This is a genomic window from Lentisalinibacter sediminis, from assembly GCF_040706615.1.
Classification (GTDB): Bacteria; Pseudomonadota; Gammaproteobacteria; order Steroidobacterales; family Woeseiaceae; genus Lentisalinibacter; species Lentisalinibacter sediminis.
On the sequence record NZ_JAPDRF010000003.1, the window covers coordinates 122,382 to 139,048 of the forward strand.

The following is a 16,667-nucleotide window of genomic DNA, read 5'->3' on the forward strand; positions in this document are numbered from 1 at the left end:
ATTGGTCGCCCTCACCCCCTTCGACTACCATCCTGACGGAAGGTCCACGGCAGATTCACTTAAACCCACGGGGGAGCCAGCGGATGTCACTGAAGACGGCGATCGTCTCGCGCCTGACCAGGTCCTTCCTCGGCGAGGCACGCCTCCGCAAGCTGCGAAGCAAGGCAGAGATGCGCCGGCGCAAGGAAGGGCGGCCCCACGTCGTAGAGTTCTTCCACCAGCCCGACGACCCCCATTCGCGGCTGCTCGCGCAGGCCTTGCCCGCTTTCGCCGAGCGCTACGATGTGGAACTGAAGATCTGGCTCGTCGGCCCGCCGCCCGACTGGGCGGCACCGGAGCGCGAGCGACTGGTCGCGTGGTGCCGCGTCGATGCTGCCCGCCTCGCGGCCCGCGCCGGGCTGGATCCGGAGGCGGAGGATCCGGCGGTGCGGCAACTGATCGCCGGCGCGCGAACCGGCGGCGATGCGCGGCGCGAGCAACTCGGCCACTACCTCGGCGCCACGCTGTATTACGAGGGCGAATGGTACTGGGGCCTGGATCGGCTGCACTATCTCGAGACGCGGCTCGCGGACCTCGGAGCCCGGCGCGCCGGCGCGCCGGGCGAACCCCTGTTCGTGCCGCCGTCCGTGCCCTCCTCCGCGTCAGCCTCGGCCGCCGCCGGACGGACGCCGGACATCCACTGGTTCCTGTCGTTCCGCAGCCCGTATACCTACATCGCCGCCGAACGGGTCAAGGCGCTCGCCGACGCCAGCGGCACCCGGCTGCAACTGCGTTACGTGCTGCCGATGCGCATGCGCGGACTGCCGGTGCCGAAGATGAAGAGCCGCTACATCGTCACCGACGTCGCCCGGGAGGCCCGCCGCCTTGGCGTGCCGTTCGGCCGCATCGCAGACCCCCTGGGCGAGCCGGTGGAGCGCGGTTATTCCCTGCTGGCCTGGGCCATCGGAGAGGGGCGCGGCTACGAGTACTGCCTTGCCTTCATGCGTGGCGTGTGGTCGCAGGGCATCGATGCGGGCAGCGACCGGGGCCTCGCGCGGATCGTCAGCGCTGCCGGCCTGGACTGGGAGGCCGGGCGTCAACACCTCGGCAGCGACGACTGGCGCGCGGTCGCCGAGGCCAACCGGGAAGAGCTGCTCGGGCTGGGGCTGTGGGGCGTGCCCAGCTTCCGCGTCGGCGACGCGGCAATCTGGGGCCAGGATCGCCTGTGGGCCGTCGAGGACGAAGTGCTCCGGCAGTCCGGCGCCGGCACCGCGGGCGACTGACGGTCTCCCTCGTTATGTCACCTCCGCGGAATTTGTCCGTCTCCGCGTCAACCCGCGAGGCGCCGCGGCGTTGAATTGCCTCGTACCACGAACTCGAGGGAGATCCAGGATGAAAGGACGCACGATAACCTCTGGCACCCGGGCCGCGACGCTGACGGCCGCCGCCCTGAGTACTGCGGCGCTGCTTGCGGCGGGGCCTGCGCTGGCCGATCCGGGCGACAAGGTGGACGACCGCCTCGATCGCAAGGGTGACCGCATCGAAGAACGGCTCGACCGCAAGGGCGAGCGCATCGACGAGCGACTCGACAACCGGGGTGACCGGGCGGATCGCAGGCTGGACCGGGCATCCGAACGCGCCGAGGCGAACGGGCGCGAGGAGGCAGCTCGCCACCTCGACCGCAAGGGCGACCGCATCGACCGACGGCTCGATCACAAGGGCGACCGGGTCGACCGGCGCCTGAAGCGTAAAGGGGACCGTATCGACCGGGGCCTGGACCGCAAGGGGGACCGATTGGAGCGACGGGTGGATCGGCGCAGCTAGATCCTGAGTTCCGCCCGGCACGCGGTAACCATCGAGAGGGCCGCTGCGGCCCTCTTTTTCCCTCTCTCCGACGGCTTGCATGCCGTATCCGGAAGGCTCGGCGTTGCTATCCGCGCGTGTCGACCCGTTGCTCGTACAGCTCGATGTAGTTCTGGTAATAGCGGATATAGAGCATGAAGTGCTCCTCGAGCGCGCTGAGCTCGCGCTCGGTCCCGCTGAAGTACTCGAGCAGGTCCTCCCGCTGGTACTCGAGCAGGCGGCCCAGGTTGGGCGCCACGTCCTCCACGTTGTAGAGATCCATGTCGGAGTACTCGAGGATCGGCCGGTTGTCGGTGTGCAACGGCGCGCCGGCAACCAGCCCGTCCACGTCGCTCTCGCCCAGCAGCAACATGCTGGCGAGTTCATAGACGTTGTCCACGTCGAGGCTGGCGAGGTCGCGCTCGACCGCCTGCATCCGCTCCCGCAGCTCCGGCAGGTTGACCAGTGTCGGCTCCGGCGTCCCGACCAGGATGATGAAGTGGGTCGGAAACTGGGTGAAATACCAGGCCGTGGTGTGCGGGAAGACGTCGTCGAAGGTAGCGATCAGGATGCGCAGGTCCTCGAACGACAGACCGCCGACCGGCAGCCAGGCGGCGGCGACGCCCTCGGGAGTCAGGGCGTCGCGCATGATCTCGAAATACTCGCGCGTGTAAAGGTAGGGGTTGCGCTTGTACTTGAGGTTGGTCACGTCGGTTGCGATGGCGGAGAACGCCTGGTCGGTGGCGGCAATGTAGTTGCGGGCGTCGTCCAGGACCAGCTTGAGGTCAGGGTCCGCATACGAATGGTGGTTGACGTTGCCGAAAAGCGGCGCCGCGTCGATGATCTTCTGCTCGATCTCGACGGCGTGGACCTCGACGCCGTGCAGCAGCATGCTGCCCGAGGTGGTCCCGGTGCCATAACCGACGGTCAGCGCCACCGCCGGATCCTCGGCCAGCAGCAGCGGCACGTGGGCCAGCATCTTCGAGTCGGCGAGCAGCACGGCGTCGGTCCCGGAAACGTTCTGGCCGTCCACGAACAGGCCGCGATAGCCGTCCCGCTCGACGGCGGTGACCGTGCCCGACAGGCCCTCCGCGTAGTAGATGACCTCGAAGCCCCCGGCCGCGGTCCGCAGGTCGCGGCCCCTGAGTTCGGCGTGGAACGACTTGCTGTCGGCGAAGACCAGCACGTTCGCGACGGCGGCAACCACCAGCAGGGAGGCCCATTGCATCGGGGCGGAGCGGCCGGTGCGCAGCAGGAAGGCCAGGGCGATCAGCAGGCTGAGATTGACGAGGATGAGCGTGGTGTTCCACATGCCCACGAAGGGGATGAGGACGAAGCCCGTCAGCAGGCTGCCGAGGACGCAACCGAGTGTATTGGAGAAGAGGGTGGCGCCTGCCTTCGCGCCGATCCGGTCCACATCCCGGGCGTAGATGCGAACTCCCAGCGGGAACAGGATGCCCATGAACACGGCCGGTATGAACGAAACCGTGAAGGCCAGGCCCATGCCCAGCGTTAGCTGGCCGACCGGCGTCGTGTCTGCCAGGAGGAGGGTCAGCTGCTCGAACTGCCGGAATACGAGCAGCACGACGGCACCGCTGAAGGCCGTCACGATCGACACGGCGCTGAACCAGGACTCGAGATCGCGCCGCCGATCCACGGTCCGCGCCACCATCCATGCGCCCACCGCGAAGCCGAGCAGGAAGCCGGCGAGGATGAGCGCGAAGGCCTGCGAGGTCGACAGCCCGTAGGTCGAGAGGATGCGCACCCACAGCATCTCGTATCCCAGCGCGATGAAGCCGGTGAGAAACAGGAATACCAGCATGTAGGAGTACGGCGCCTTGTCGCCGCCAGCCGGTTCCAGCTCCTGGGCGCCCCGCTTGCTCAGGGCGACGATCAGGGCGGTCAGCAGGTTGCCGGCGACGGCTATGATCAGCGTGCCCGTCACGCCGAACCATCGCACCAGCAAGAAGCCGGTCAGCAGGACGCCGGCGGCGGCGCCGAGCGTGTTGACGTAGTAGAGCCTGCTGAAGCTGGAGCCGAGCTGATCCGGGTTGCGAAGAAAATACTTTGCCAGCAGCGGCATGGTGCCGCCGATGAGAAACACCGGCGGCAGCAGCACCAGGGTCGAGAGCAGGAGCCGCGCGACCGAGAGGCCATAGAAGCCGAGATTGTTGTAGGCGTATTCGTAGAGATAGCGGTAGACGGGCAGCGTCTCGATCACCAGGAAAGCGATTAGCGAGGTCGCGGCGATCCCCACCTCCACGTAGACGTAGATCCGCAGCGGGTCGCGGGCCCGCTCCGACCACTTGCCGAAGAAATAACTGCCCAGGCCCAGCCCCAGCAGGAACACGGCAACCACGGTGGCAACCGCGAAACTGCTGACCCCGAAGACGAGCCCCAGCAGGCGGACCCAGATCAGCTGGTAGATCAGCGCCGAGGCGCCCGAGATGAAGATCGCTGTGAATAGCAGCCTGTTGCTCAGGGTCCAAACCATCCGTATGAGCCCTCTGGCCAGGTTGGATGTCCCGCGCCGCGCCCGTCGCGACGGGCGCAAAGCCCGCGGCCGTCGCAGCATCTTAGCCGCATGGCGAACATCGCAGGCACTCGGAAGAACCCCTAGTGCACCGCAACGCCCGGGACAGCAAGGCCCGGAGCAGGCCCGCGGTGCCCGTCCTGCCCGCTGGCCGATCAGGCCAACCACGAAGATCTAAGGATTACGAATCATTCTCAATTAGGTTCTGGTTTTCGTTGCGATTCAGTGAGCTAAGCTTCGTATAACCCCTGATTGGATACGCGGGTCATCGCAGTCACCATCTCGCCTGAGCATTCCGTTTTGGGATCTTCGGAGGGAGACATACGGGATGCGCGCTTGATTGGGGTCGCGCCCTGACTTCCTTTGGAGATATCGATGAAAGAAAAATGGAAACTGGTGGCAACCGTAGTGCTTGCTGCCTTTCTTGGATTAGCCGGCTGCGAAGGCGACGACGGTTCGCCGGGCGCCGCCGGCCCAACGGGTCCCGAAGGACCCACGGGACCCGCCGGACCTGAAGGCCCTCCGGGTGACGACGCAGCTATCACTCCCGTCGAATCCTGCGCCGTGTGTCACGATGCTGGTGCTTACGCCGACGCAGCGGAAAACCACATCGTCTTTGGCCTGGGCACGTTCGACAACCTGTTGATTAGCGACGACGGCACCGACGTGACGCTGGACTTCACTCTGGCTGTCGACGGTGCACCGGCGGTTGGTGCCGAGTATTATCGTTCCTATTGCGGGGACGGCACGGACCGAGTCACCTTCAAGGGTCGCAGCGATCCGATCCCGCCCGGCACGTTCAGCTCTGACGGCGCCGGTGGTTACTCGATCATCCTGCTCGATGCCGTTGCACAATGCCTGACGACGAGCCCGAATTCCCGCTTCCTGGCGATCCTCCAGTTCGGCGAGGAAGAGCTCGAGCTCGTGGCCTACGGCGACTATCCGGACGCCATCGGGCTCGCCGGACTGGCCAGCAACCAGTCCTGCGTCGCCTGTCATGGCGAAAGCGGTGAAGTCGGCCGCTTCGCACCCGACAATCGCGGCGGCCATTACTCGGCGCCGATGACCGTCGATGCCTGCGTGGTCTGCCACCGCCGGGATGACCCGGCGACACCGGAAGACGACCGGCCCTCGTACGGCCAGCTCGCCGAGATCATCCACGGCATTCACAACTCGCACAACTTCCCCGATGGCGAGTTCCTGTCGCGGCGCGACACCGTGTATGACGTCACCTACCCGACCTACATGACGAATTGCAGCGTCTGCCACAGCGACAGCGATGTCGTACCGGCAGCGGGCGTCTCCGCCCTCGAAGCTGCGAACGCCATGCCGGTCTCCGGCGCGGCCTGCTTCACCTGCCATGGCGGCATCGACGGCTTCGCCTTCGAAGGTGGCCTCGAGTTTCACTTGACGATCCCGAATCCGGAGACGGCCGACTGCGGTCAGTGCCATAACGGCGGCACTGCGGGCGCCGACGTAGCCTACTACCACAACGGCCTGATAACGGAACGTGACGGCATCATCTTCGATGGCGTCGACACCTCCGTGGCCGAAGGCGCGAAGTTCGACTGGCAGATCACCAGTGTCGTCGATGACGGCGTTGAACTGGCCATCTCCTGGACGGCCAGCTACGACGGCGTTGGCGTCGACCCCTGTAACGCCACGGCAGGCGCCGGCGCCCCGGTGTTCTTCGCCGACGGCAACGGCAACCTGAGCATCCTGCGCAACTACGCACAGGGCGGCGATTACATCCTGGGCGTCAGGCCGGATCGCGCCGGTCAGCCCGGCGGACAAGTCGGCGTCTCCGTCGACAACACGACCTGCTCCGGCGGCGTCGCGACGACCGTGGTTCCGGTGGAGGAGACCGATGCCATGTATGGCCGCGTAGCCATCCAGGGCAAGCCTCGCGTGCCGATCGTACAGCCGGCCAACGATGACCGCGCAGCTGATCTCACGGCTGAATTCGGTGATCTCATGCCGGTGCGCGCCTTCACGCCGACCTTCGACTGGACGGTGGGTGACGGTGCTCCGGCGCCTGCGCGTCGGGCCGTGGTCGACTCGGGCGAGTGCCTGCAGTGCCACGTCGGTTCGATGTACCAGCATGGTGGCAACCGTGTCGACAACGTCGACATGTGCTACCTCTGCCACAACACGGCGGCCAACGACCAGTACGTCCGTGTCGACGAGTTCGGCGTGGATGCCTCTGAGGCGTATGACGGCCGTGCCGGGCAGAACTTCGGCATGAAGGAGATGCTGCATGCGGTCCATTCGGCCGGCGAGACGACTGCACCGATCGTGATCTACCGCGGTCGTGGCATCTACGCCTGGGCGGGCGACGAGTCGCAGCTGTTCAACTGGCCGGGTGCTGGCAGTGATCTGCCGGTCTTCGGTTCGGATGACGGTGCGGGTAACCCGGTGCTCGAGAACCATACGTTCCACAGCCCGACCTATCCGCGCGCGCTGAACCAGTGTGGTGCCTGCCACGTGGACGGCTTTGCCGTCCTGCCGAGCGCACTCGACGCGATGGCTTCGACCGTCGAGACAGGTGAACCGCCGTTTGGTGACCAGGTCAACGACGTGCTCGAGGGTGCCCAGACATCCTCCTGCGTGACCTGCCATCGCAGCGGTGATCCCTCGATCGAGGCCGCTATCAAGGCGCATGCGTACCAGAACAGCTGGACCCCGCAGGAATTCCCTGAGGGTCGCGAAACGATAATCGACGCTGTTCGGTAACCCAGGGTGACCGGGGTGGGCCGCAAGGCCCGCCCCACACCATCAAAAAAGATAGAAGAAAGACATTCCGGCCGGGAGAGCGATCTCCCGGCCTTTTTCTTTGCGGCGGCCCGCAGCCCCCTACTCGTCTCTGGCGGCTTCCGTACCGTACCTGAACGGTTCGCCCTCCGCGTCCTGCAGCTGCTGATCGAATGCCGCCTGAAGGCCGGTTTCCTGCTCCTCGGCTTCCTCGTCCGGCTCGGGCTCGATGTGACCCGGGTAAAACGGCGACAGGATCGCGACGGCTATACCGATTGAAGACAGCAGGGCAAACGCATCGGCATAGCCGATATCGGCCACCAGCGCGCCAACCGCGGGCGAACCGGCCGCCTGTCCGAGCGCAACGGCGATGAACGGCAGCACCGGCCCCATCGCGAGCCGACCCGGCAACAGGCGGATGCCGGTCATCAGGTACAGGCCCGTCAGACTCATGTAGGCCAGACCGAAGACCAGCGCCGAGAACGTCGCGAGCACCACGCTACCGGGACTGGCGGCGAGTAGCGCGAGGCTCGCCGATAGCATCATCAGCATCAATGCATGGGTGATCGGCGGATTGTTGCGATCTGCCAGGTCGGCGACCACCGCGCCACCCAGGCCCGCTATGCCGACCGCGAGCCACAGCCATCCGGCTGCGCCGGGCGGCAGGGCGCCGAGGGTAACCACCAGGTCGGGCGCGAAGATCCAGTACGCCGACGCGATGAATCCCATGACGAATGCAAACAGGGAGAGCTCGAACAGGCGTGACCACTGCAGCTTGCTGATGGGCGGAGGCGGCGCGGCGTTGGACGGCACGATGGGCGATGCCGCGGGGATGAAGCGCCACGCGGCCACGACGCCTGCGGCGGCGAGGACGGCGAAGGAGGCGTAGGCAAAACGCCAGGCTCCGGCCATGAACAGCACCGCCGGCACGGCCACCGCCACGCCGACGCTGGTGCCGGCGTTCATGACCGCGCTGACGCGCCCGTGCTGCGTGCGTCTGACCACCGCCCGCATGGCAGCCGTGAGCGCCGGCATCATCATGCCGGTGCAGATACCGCACGCGAAAACACCGACCCCGAGCGAGACCGGGCCGGACGCAAAACTGATCAACGTCAGCCCACCGACGCCGAACAGGCCTGACAACACCGCAGTATGCCGGGCCCCGAGACGGTTGGCGATGAATGGCGCGACGAGCGTGGCCAGCAGGAAGCTGATCAGCGGCAGCGCGCCGATGATGCCGATCACGTAGGGCGTGAGCGCCAGTTCGGCGCGGATCGGAGGAACGAACAGCCCGAAGGCGAAACGCGCCAGGCCGTAGCTGATCGCCACCAGCGCCGCGCCCAGAAGCGCGAACCCTGTGCTCGAACGCATGCTCATGATGCCGCCGCGTGGTGGGCGCCGGGCACCCCCGTCGGTTCCCGTTTCCGGCGCGGCTCGCTCCGCGTGTACTTTTTCGCCGTTTCCATAGCGACCACGACTCTATCGGTGGGGATCGGCTGCAACAATAACAGGACCCGCGTTCCCGGATTGAAGACCGGGCTCCCGGCTCTATTGGCGTTCGATCAGCCGGATCAACGCATCGGCGGCGACGGCACCTGTGGGCGTAACGATCATCGGGTTGACGTCCAGCTCATGGATCCGGTCCGCGTTGGCGACGGCGTAGGCTGCCAGCTTGTCTGCGGCATCGATCAGCGCGTCGAGATCGCCGGCGATACCGCCACGATAGCCGGCGATGAGCGCAGACACCTTCAGGCGGCCGATCGCCGCGGCGATATCTTCGCGAGTCACCGGCAACAGCAGCGGGACGGTATCGTGCAGCAGTTCCACGTTGACCCCGCCGCTGCCGATCAGCATCGTCAGCCCGAAACCCGGGTCGCGGCTGAAGCCGACGATCAGTTCGGCAATGCCGGGGCCGATCATCTCCTCGACGAGCAGGCACTCGAACTTTTCCGCAAGCCTTTCCGCGGCGCCCAGCAACTCCGCGTCGGTCCGGATGCCGACAACGACGGCAGCGGCCTCGCTCTTGTGCGCCAGCCCCTCGGCAATACCCTTGAGGACCACGGGGTAGCCGATTCCGGCCGCAACTTCGGCGACTTCGAACGGGGCACAGACCCGGCCTATCGGCACGCGGATACCGGCCGCAGCCAGCTCCTGCTTGCTTTGCCACTCGTCCAGCAGGACGGACTCGCCGCTGCGCGGGTGCGTAGCGGCCACGGGTACCACCCGTGCCGGCGCACGTCGTGCCGCGCCAACGTCCGCCGCCGCCCGGATCGCGAACAGGCAGTCCTCGATACCCTGCATCGGCGTCAGGCCGGCATCCTTGAGGCGCTCGCGGACGGTGTCGGACATCGTTTCCGGCAAAGACGAGACGATGACCGCGCGCCCGCCGGTCGCTTCGACCGCCGCCTGCAACGCCCGTTCCGCGACCCGCCAGTTGGCATCGTCGTTATCCTCGCCAGGCGGGTAATCGAGGACCAGCAGTGAGCAGGCATGATCGTTGCCGAGAACATCCGTAAAGCAGCGGGTCAGCTTGTCGGTATCGCCCCAGATATAGAGGTGATAATCCAGCGGATTCGAAACGCTGACGTTCGGCCCGAGCAGCTCCTTCAGGCGTTTCGCGCTCTCACCGGAGAACTGCGGCGTGCTGACGCCGAGCCGTTCGGCGTTGTCGGCAACGACGGTTGCGTCGCCTCCCGAGCAGCTGAGTGATGCGATCGTCGCCCCGGGCAGGGGCCCGCACTGCGAGAGGAGCTTCATCGTCTCGAGAAACTGGGACACCGTGTGGCAGCGGGCGATGCCCAGCCGCGCGAATAACGCCGTGTAGAGCTCGTCGGAACCCGCCAGTGAGCCCGTATGGCTCATCGTTATCTCCGCCCCGCGGGCGGAACGGCCCGCCTTGAAGGCGATGATCGGCACACCCTTCCGGAGCGCGCGTATCGCGGCCCTGGAAAAGGCCGGGATGTCGTTCAGCCCCTCGATGTGCAGACCGATGGCCGTGACGCGCTCGTCCTCGAGCAGGGCATCGATGTAGTCGTGCATGCCGAGCGCGCTGTTGTTGCCTGCCGAGATCACGTAGGAGAAGTCGACTCCGCGGCGCTGCATCGTCAGGTTCAGGGCGATATTGCCGCTTTGCGCGATCAGGGCGACGCCTCGCTCGCAACGGCGGCCACCGTACTGGTCCGGCCACAACGCGACGCCGTCCAGGTAGTTGAGGTAGCCGTGGCAGTTCGGGCCAATGATCGCCATGTCGCCGGCCGCTTCCCTGAGCTCCCGTTGCAGTCCGGCTCCGAGTGCCCCGGCTTCGGCGAATCCCGCCGCGAAACAGACCGCGCCGGGCGCTCCGGCCGCGGCGAGGTCCCGGATGATGGCAAGCGTGGCCTCCGGCGGCGCCGCGACGAAGCTCGCCTCCGGCACACCCGGCAGCTCGGCCACGCAGGTTACGCAGTCGACACCAGCGAGTTCCTGCCGTTGCGGGTTCAGTGCCCACAGCTGCCCCGTGTAACCGATCTTGCGGCATTGTCGAATAACCTCCGCCGCGCTGTCGCCGCCGATGACGGCCACCGACCGGGGACTCAATAGACGCCGCAGCGCCTCAGCTTTACGCACGGGTGCCCGTCCCCTAGCGACCCTTCCAGACCGGGTCGCGCTTCTCGGCGAATGCGCGGGCTCCTTCGAGCTGATCCTCGCTGGAATAGAGGGTCTTCACGGTCGGGAACTGGCTGTTGATCGTCTTGCGCAACGCATCGTGGAACTTCATGTTCTCCGCCTCGCGGACGACTTCCTTGATCGCGGCGTAGACCAGCGGCGGTCCGGACTCGATCACCCGGGCCACCGCCCAGGCGCGTTCCATCAGCTTGTCGGCCGGCACGACCTCGTTGACGAAGCCCCAGCGATGCGCTTCCTCCGCATCCAGCCAGCGTCCGGTCAGCAGCATCTCCATTGCGATGTGATACGGGATTCGCTTCGGCAGCTTGATCGAGGCCGCGTCGGCCACGGTACCCGAGCGGATCTCCGGCAGCGCGAACGTCGCATGGTCGGCCGCAATGATGATATCCGCGCAGAGCATGATCTCCAGGCCACCGCCGCAGCAGATGCCGTTGATCGCCGCGATCACCGGCTTGTTGAAGTCTTCGAGTTCCTGCATACCACCGAATCCGCCGATACCGTACCCGCCGTCGACGGCTTCACCGGAAGCGGCCGCCTTCAGGTCCCAGCCGGCGGAGAAGAATTTCTCTCCGCCGCCCGAGATGATGGCGACCCGGAGGTCCGGGTCGTCGCGGAAATCCGCGAAGATCTCCCCCATCGCGACGCTGGTCGCGCGGTCGATGGCGTTTGCTTTCGGTCGGTCGACGATGACTTCGAGTACCCCGCCGTCGATCCGCGTCCTGACGTCCTCTTTGCTCATGATTCCCCGCCCTTTAGTTCCCGAGTGGCCGCAGCAGCGCGCGGCTGATGATGTGACGCTGTATCTCCGAGGTGCCTTCCCAGATGCGTTCCAGGCGCGCATCGCGCCAGATGCGCTCCAGTGGCAGTTCTTCCATCAGGCCCATGCCGCCGTGGATCTGTATCGCTTCGTCGGCGACGAACGCCAGCATCTCGGTGGCCTTCAGCTTCGCCATGGCCATATCGGCATCGCTCACCGTGCCCTGGTCGGTCTTCCAGCCCGCCTCGAGGATCATCAGCTCGGCCGCCTTCATCTCCGTCGCCATGTCGGCGAGCTTGAACGAGACGCCCTGGAATTTGCCGATCGGCTGTCCGAACTGCTCGCGCTGCGCGGCGTATGCAACCGAGTGAGCGAACGCCCTCGCCGCCCGCCCCAGGCAGGTCGCGCCCACCTGCAGCCGGGTGGCGCCGAGCCAGGTATTGGCGACCTGGAAGCCCTCGTGCACCTCGCCCAGCACGTTTTCGGCCGGGATACGGCAGTTGTCGAACTCCAGAATGGCATTGGTATAACCGCGGTGGGAGACATTCCGATAGCCGTCGCGCACCGTGAAACCGGGCGTACCCTTGTCGACGAAAAAGGCCGTGATCAGCGCGCGCTTGCCGCGCGGGCCGTCTTCCTCGCCCGTCTTCATGAAGACGATGGAGAACGCCGCGATGTCGGCGTGGGAAATAAAGTGCTTGGCCCCGTTCAGCACCCAGTCGTCGCCGTCGCGCTTCGCCGTTGCCTTCATGCCGCGCAGGTCGGAGCCCGCCCCGGGCTCCGTCATGGCAAGGCAATCCCACTGCTCTCCGGCCACGCAGGGCTTCAGGTACTTTTCCCGCTGCTCCGGGGTGCCGGCGCAGAGGATGTTCGACGGCCGCGCCACGGCCGTCCAGTGCAGCGCGTAATTCGCGCGGCCCAGCTCCTTCTCGTAGAGCAGCCAGGTCAGCGTGTCGAGGCCGGCACCGCCGAATTCCTCGGGGATGTTGGCGGCATAGAGCCCCGTCTCGATCGCTTTCTGCTGGACCTCCCGGACGAGATCCATGTCGAGATGACCGCTGCGCTCGATCTGCGCCTCGTGCGGATAGAGTTCTTTCTCGACGAACGCGCGAGTCGTTTCGACGATCAACTGCTGTTCTTCGGTCAGTTCGAAGTTCATCTCATGAAGACCTCTGTTTACGCTCGCCCACGCTGCGGCCTGCCGTTTCGGGGACGGGCAGCGATGCATGCGCTGTTGCAAGTTCCCGCAGCGCGGCCGATGCGGCGCCAGCGGCCCTCTCGACCCTGCCGGTCGTCGTGTTGACGTGCAGGTACATGGCCTCGAGTGTGGCGAGCAGGCGGTCGTCCTCGGCGGCATGGAGGCGGTAGAAGACGTGCAGCCGCTTGCCGTCGCTCGCCAGCACCTGGGCGGTCGTATACATCGGCGCACCTGCGCCCACCTCGTCGAAGTACTGGTTGTGCGTTTCGGCCGTGTACCAGCTGCAGCCTGCGGCGACGTAGTCGTCATGCATGCCGACGCGCCGCAACAGCGCCTCGCAGCTGTCACTGAAGACCTGCACGTAGCGGTACTCCGTCATGTGGCCGTTGTAATCGATCCAGGCCGGCAGCACGGCGAGTTCCAGCAACCTGAGCGGTTGCTCTTCGTCGACCGATCCATCGACCGATCCATCGACCGATCCGTCGGCCTGTCCGTCGGTCTGAGCATCGGCCGGCGGCGCCTGTTGCCTCAGGTGGCGATCGTGGGCATTCAGCGTCCGGCCGGCACCCCAATCGCGCTCCTTGAGAGTGCGCAGGATGCCGATCAGGTTGCGATCCCGGATGGCCTCGAGCTCGCGGATGCTCCAGGCCCCTGACTGCGCGTCGGACTGCGCGGCGATCTTCGAGACCAGCGCCTCGTCCAGCTCCGGCACGTCCATCAGTCTCGTCCAGGGCCACTTTAGCGCCGGGCCGAACTGGCGGATGAAATGCGCCATGCCCTCTTCGCCCCCGGCCAGCCGGTAGGTCTCGAAGAGTCCCATCTGTGCCCAGCGCAGCCCGAAACCCATCCGGATCGCATCGTCCACCTCGGCCGTCGTTGCGATGTCGTCCCGCACGAGCCAGAGTGCCTCGCGCCAGACGGCCTCGAGCAAGCGGTCCGCGATGTGCGCGTCTATCTCGCGCCGGAGCCTGAGCGGCTGCATGCCGATCGACGTGAGCAGCTCCATCGCGCCGGCGACGACGGTATCGTCGCTCTCCGGACTCGCGACCACCTCGACGAGCGGCAGCAGATAAACCGGATTGAACGGATGCGCGACCAGGATGCGCCCGGGATTCGCCGCCCCTTGCCGAAGTTCGCTCGGTTTGAAACCGGAGGTGGACGAACCGAGGACCGTAGCCGGCGGCGCGGCCGCCTGGGCCGCGGCAATGACCTCGTGCTTGAGTGCGAGGTCTTCCGGCACACTCTCCTGGACCCAGTCCGCATCGCGGACCGCGTCGGCTACCCGCGCGCAGAAAGTAAGTTCGCCCTCGGGCGGCAGGGGCGCATCGGTCAGTGCCGGCAGGGAGCGCCGCGCATTGGCGAGCACGTCGGCAAGCCGCTGCCCGGCTTCCGGATGCGGGTCGTAGACATGCACGTCCCAGCCGTGAAGCAGGAATCGGGCTGCCCAGCCGCCGCCGATGACGCCGCCGCCGAGCAGGCCCGCCTTGCGGCGCCGGCCTGTCGCGGTGCTCATCGGGGTGCCCGCTTCGTGAGCTCCAGTTTCCGGCGGACGGCCTCCGGGGTCATCACCTCGGCCCCCAGATCTTCGATGATCCTCACCGCTTTCTCGACGAGCTGCGTGTTGGTCGCCAGCTCGCCCTTGCGAAGATAGAGGTTGTCTTCGAGACCGACACGCACATTACCGCCAGCCAGCACTGCCGCCGCGACGTACGGCATCTCGTTCCTGCCCAGCGAGAAGGCCGAGAAGTGCCAGTCGGAAGGTACGTTGCCGACCATGGCCATGAAAGTGTGCAGGTCGTCCGGCGCACCCCAGGGAATACCCATGCACAACTGCACCAGGTGCGGGGCCTCGATGATGCCCTCGGCGGCGAGCTGCTTCGCGAGCCACAGGTGGCCCGTATCGAAGGCCTCGATCTCGACGCGCACGCCGAGTCCCGTCATCAGCTTGCCCATGCTCCGCAGCATGCCGGGCGTGTTCGTCATGACGTAGTCTGCCTCGGCAAAGTTCATCGTGCCGCAGTCCAGCGTGCAGATTTCGGGGCGGCATTCCGCGACATGCTCGACGCGCTCCTCTGCGGAGGCCATGTCGGTACCGGCCCCGGACAGCGGCAACGGGGCGTGCGGGGAGCCGAGAACCAGGTCGCCGCCCATGCCGGCAGTCAGGTTGATCACGACGTCGGTGTCCGCTTCCCGTATGCGCTCGGTGACCTCGCGGTACAGGTCAACGCGGCGTGAAGGTTTGCCGGATTCCGGCTCGCGCACATGACAGTGCACGATCGCAGCCCCGGCCCTTGCCGCCTCGATGGCACTGTCGGCAATCTCTTCCGGTGAGCGCGGCACGTGCGGTGACTTGTCCTGCGTGCCGCCGGAGCCGGTGACAGCACAGGTAATGAAGACTTCGCGATTGATTTCCATCGGCATTGGAGAACCCCCGGGATCAGTACGACTGTTCTGGACGGACGGCATGCCCCTTGGACATTCCGGGCATTGGGCCGTGACGTTATCGCTGGGCGCACCAGCGGGCCGCGGGCGGCGGCCACCAGTCGAGTACTTTCTTGTAGGGTCCCCGGATGAGCATGAGCTCGCATCTGGCCGATGTACGGACTCACCATAGATGATCCGATTTCGGGTCACAAGCCGGAATCAGACGCCTACCTGCGCTAGAATCGGGATGCAAAAGGAGCATAAATGGCGACCGAATCCGCGGATATCAGACCCCTGCGAAACCCCGAGAAAGTCGGCAAGCCGCTGGCGCCCTGGGCCTACCTGAACCCCGAAGTCCTCGATCTCGAGTACGAGGCGTTTTTCCTGCGCCGCTGGCAGCTGGCGGGCCATCGGAGCGAAGTAGCGGCGCCCGGCGACTACGTGACGGTCGATTTAGGCCGCGATAGCGTGGTCGTGCTGCGCGGCAAGGATGGTGTGCTGCGGGCTTTCCTCAATGTCTGCCGGCACCGGGCCTCGCGGATATTCGAGGGCAAGGGCCATTGCCGTGGCGTGGTCAAGTGTCCCTACCATGGCTGGACCTACGAACTCGACGGTTCCCTGCTCGGTATCCCCCGTGAAGAGAACTTCGCTCCGATCGACCGCGGGCAGTTCGGGCTGCACGAGATCCAGCTGGAAGATTTCCACGGGCTACTGTTCGTCCGCGTCCGGGGCAACGGCCCGAGCGTGGCGGAGCAATTCGCGCACACCGCAGAATACTTCGAGCAGTACGACACCGGTTCCTACGTTGCCTGTGCCGAACCGGTACACCAGATCTGGGAATGCAACTGGAAGGTAGCCTGGGACAATTATCTTGAGAACTACCATATCCCGGTCGGGCACCCTGGCCTCAACCGGCTGGTGGAAAGCACTGACGAGGGAGAAGAGCTGACCAGCGGCCTGAGTTACGGTGTGTTCGCCCTCCGCGACAAGCCGTCGAAGGTCGACGCCGAGCGACGTTACCAGGAGCTTTTCCCCGCCTCGTTCGAGCGAATCCCGGAGGACCTGCACAATCGCTGGGTGCAGTTCGGCCTCGCCGGCAACCTGGGCATCGACCTCTACCCCGAGCTGCTGGACATTTTCCAGATCATGCCGCTGGGGCATGACAGGACCCTCGTCCGCGCGCTATTCTACGGTCCCCCGGACCCGACGCGCGAGGAGCAGAAGCTCCGGCGCCTCAACCTCGAGATCAACGGTTCGATCAACGACGAGGATCGCGACCTGTGCGAACGGGTACAGAAAGGCCTGGCGACGACCGGCTACCGCCCCGGGCCGCTGTCCTCGGAGGAGAGTGGTATCTGGCGCTTCCACGAACTGATTCGCCGGCTCGTGCCGGTGACGACGCTCGACGCGGCGCCCGCCCTCGGGCAGGTTGCCGAGGAGAATCGCAAGCTCATGGAGTGACGCCGGGCCGGCGCCGCGCCTTTTTCGTTATCTATGGAGTAGCGGAAAGGGAGGGA

At 66.1% G+C, this 16,667-nt stretch carries 11 protein-coding genes; 4 read left to right on the plus strand and 7 right to left on the minus strand.

Annotated elements, in window-relative coordinates; genetic code table 11:
* The first annotated feature begins 83 nt into the window (after positions 1 to 83).
* Both ACJMKX_RS05440 and ACJMKX_RS05445 read left to right on the plus strand, forming a co-directional pair.
* Positions 84 to 1,262, plus strand: a complete 1,179-nt coding sequence (locus ACJMKX_RS05440; protein ID WP_405222172.1) for a DsbA family protein — start codon at positions 84 to 86, stop codon at positions 1,260 to 1,262.
* 109 nt (positions 1,263 to 1,371) lie between these two features.
* On the plus strand, positions 1,372 to 1,803 hold the full coding sequence (locus tag ACJMKX_RS05445) for a hypothetical protein (RefSeq protein ID WP_405222175.1): 432 nt from the start codon (positions 1,372 to 1,374) through the stop codon (positions 1,801 to 1,803).
* Between the two features lie 106 nt (positions 1,804 to 1,909).
* On the opposite strand, the gene ACJMKX_RS05450 is transcribed toward ACJMKX_RS05445, so the two are convergent.
* A complete protein-coding gene (locus ACJMKX_RS05450) occupies positions 1,910 to 4,315 on the minus strand; it encodes a fused MFS/spermidine synthase (RefSeq protein ID WP_405222178.1) in 2,406 nt (801 codons plus the stop codon).
* A gap of 414 nt (positions 4,316 to 4,729) precedes the next feature.
* On the opposite strand from ACJMKX_RS05450, the gene ACJMKX_RS05455 reads away from it, so the two are divergent.
* Complete coding sequence (locus ACJMKX_RS05455; protein ID WP_405222181.1) at positions 4,730 to 7,087, plus strand: multiheme c-type cytochrome; 2,358 nt, start codon at positions 4,730 to 4,732, stop codon at positions 7,085 to 7,087.
* Positions 7,088 to 7,207: 120 nt separating this feature from the next.
* Here the strand turns inward: ACJMKX_RS05455 and ACJMKX_RS05460 are convergent, their stop codons facing one another.
* The 6 genes from ACJMKX_RS05460 to ACJMKX_RS05485 all read right to left on the minus strand — a co-directional run bounded on the left by ACJMKX_RS05460 (position 7,208) and on the right by ACJMKX_RS05485 (position 15,147).
* Positions 7,208 to 8,482, minus strand: a complete 1,275-nt coding sequence (locus ACJMKX_RS05460; RefSeq protein WP_405222184.1) for an MFS transporter — start codon at positions 8,480 to 8,482, stop codon at positions 7,208 to 7,210.
* Positions 8,483 to 8,653: 171 nt separating this feature from the next.
* Positions 8,654 to 10,711: an acetate--CoA ligase family protein gene (locus ACJMKX_RS05465; protein ID WP_405222187.1), complete on the minus strand. Its 2,058-nt coding sequence runs from the start codon at positions 10,709 to 10,711 to the stop codon at positions 8,654 to 8,656.
* Positions 10,712 to 10,724: 13 nt separating this feature from the next.
* Complete coding sequence (locus tag ACJMKX_RS05470) at positions 10,725 to 11,510, minus strand: carnitinyl-CoA dehydratase (protein ID WP_405222190.1); 786 nt, start codon at positions 11,508 to 11,510, stop codon at positions 10,725 to 10,727.
* 13 nt (positions 11,511 to 11,523) lie between these two features.
* On the minus strand, positions 11,524 to 12,687 hold the full coding sequence (locus tag ACJMKX_RS05475) for an acyl-CoA dehydrogenase family protein (protein ID WP_405222193.1): 1,164 nt from the start codon (positions 12,685 to 12,687) through the stop codon (positions 11,524 to 11,526).
* Between the two features lies 1 nt (position 12,688).
* A complete protein-coding gene (locus ACJMKX_RS05480; protein WP_405222196.1) occupies positions 12,689 to 14,239 on the minus strand; it encodes a carnitine 3-dehydrogenase in 1,551 nt (516 codons plus the stop codon).
* Entirely contained in the window at positions 14,236 to 15,147 is a 912-nt protein-coding gene (locus tag ACJMKX_RS05485) for a BKACE family enzyme (protein WP_405222198.1), read from the minus strand. The genes ACJMKX_RS05480 and ACJMKX_RS05485 overlap by 4 nt, the downstream gene beginning before the upstream one ends.
* Before the next feature lie 267 nt (positions 15,148 to 15,414).
* Between ACJMKX_RS05485 and ACJMKX_RS05490 the strand changes: the two genes are divergently transcribed.
* Entirely contained in the window at positions 15,415 to 16,611 is a 1,197-nt protein-coding gene (locus tag ACJMKX_RS05490) for an aromatic ring-hydroxylating oxygenase subunit alpha (RefSeq protein ID WP_405222201.1), read from the plus strand.
* Positions 16,612 to 16,667 lie beyond the last annotated feature (56 nt).

Excerpts from the sequence above, each read along its gene's own strand:
- ACJMKX_RS05440 (WP_405222172.1), top strand. The coding sequence starts at position 84 with ATGTCACTGAAGACGGCGATCGTCTCGCGCCTGACCAGGTCCTTCCTC.
- ACJMKX_RS05445 (WP_405222175.1), top strand. The coding sequence starts at position 1,372 with ATGAAAGGACGCACGATAACCTCTGGCACCCGGGCCGCGACGCTGACG.
- ACJMKX_RS05450 (WP_405222178.1), bottom strand. The coding sequence starts at position 4,315 with ATGGTTTGGACCCTGAGCAACAGGCTGCTATTCACAGCGATCTTCATC.
- ACJMKX_RS05455 (WP_405222181.1), top strand. The coding sequence starts at position 4,730 with ATGAAAGAAAAATGGAAACTGGTGGCAACCGTAGTGCTTGCTGCCTTT.
- ACJMKX_RS05460 (WP_405222184.1), bottom strand. The coding sequence starts at position 8,482 with ATGAGCATGCGTTCGAGCACAGGGTTCGCGCTTCTGGGCGCGGCGCTG.
- ACJMKX_RS05470 (WP_405222190.1), bottom strand. The coding sequence starts at position 11,510 with ATGAGCAAAGAGGACGTCAGGACGCGGATCGACGGCGGGGTACTCGAA.
- ACJMKX_RS05475 (WP_405222193.1), bottom strand. The coding sequence starts at position 12,687 with ATGAACTTCGAACTGACCGAAGAACAGCAGTTGATCGTCGAAACGACT.
- ACJMKX_RS05480 (WP_405222196.1), bottom strand. The coding sequence starts at position 14,239 with ATGAGCACCGCGACAGGCCGGCGCCGCAAGGCGGGCCTGCTCGGCGGC.
- ACJMKX_RS05485 (WP_405222198.1), bottom strand. The coding sequence starts at position 15,147 with ATGCCGATGGAAATCAATCGCGAAGTCTTCATTACCTGTGCTGTCACC.
- ACJMKX_RS05490 (WP_405222201.1), top strand. The coding sequence starts at position 15,415 with ATGGCGACCGAATCCGCGGATATCAGACCCCTGCGAAACCCCGAGAAA.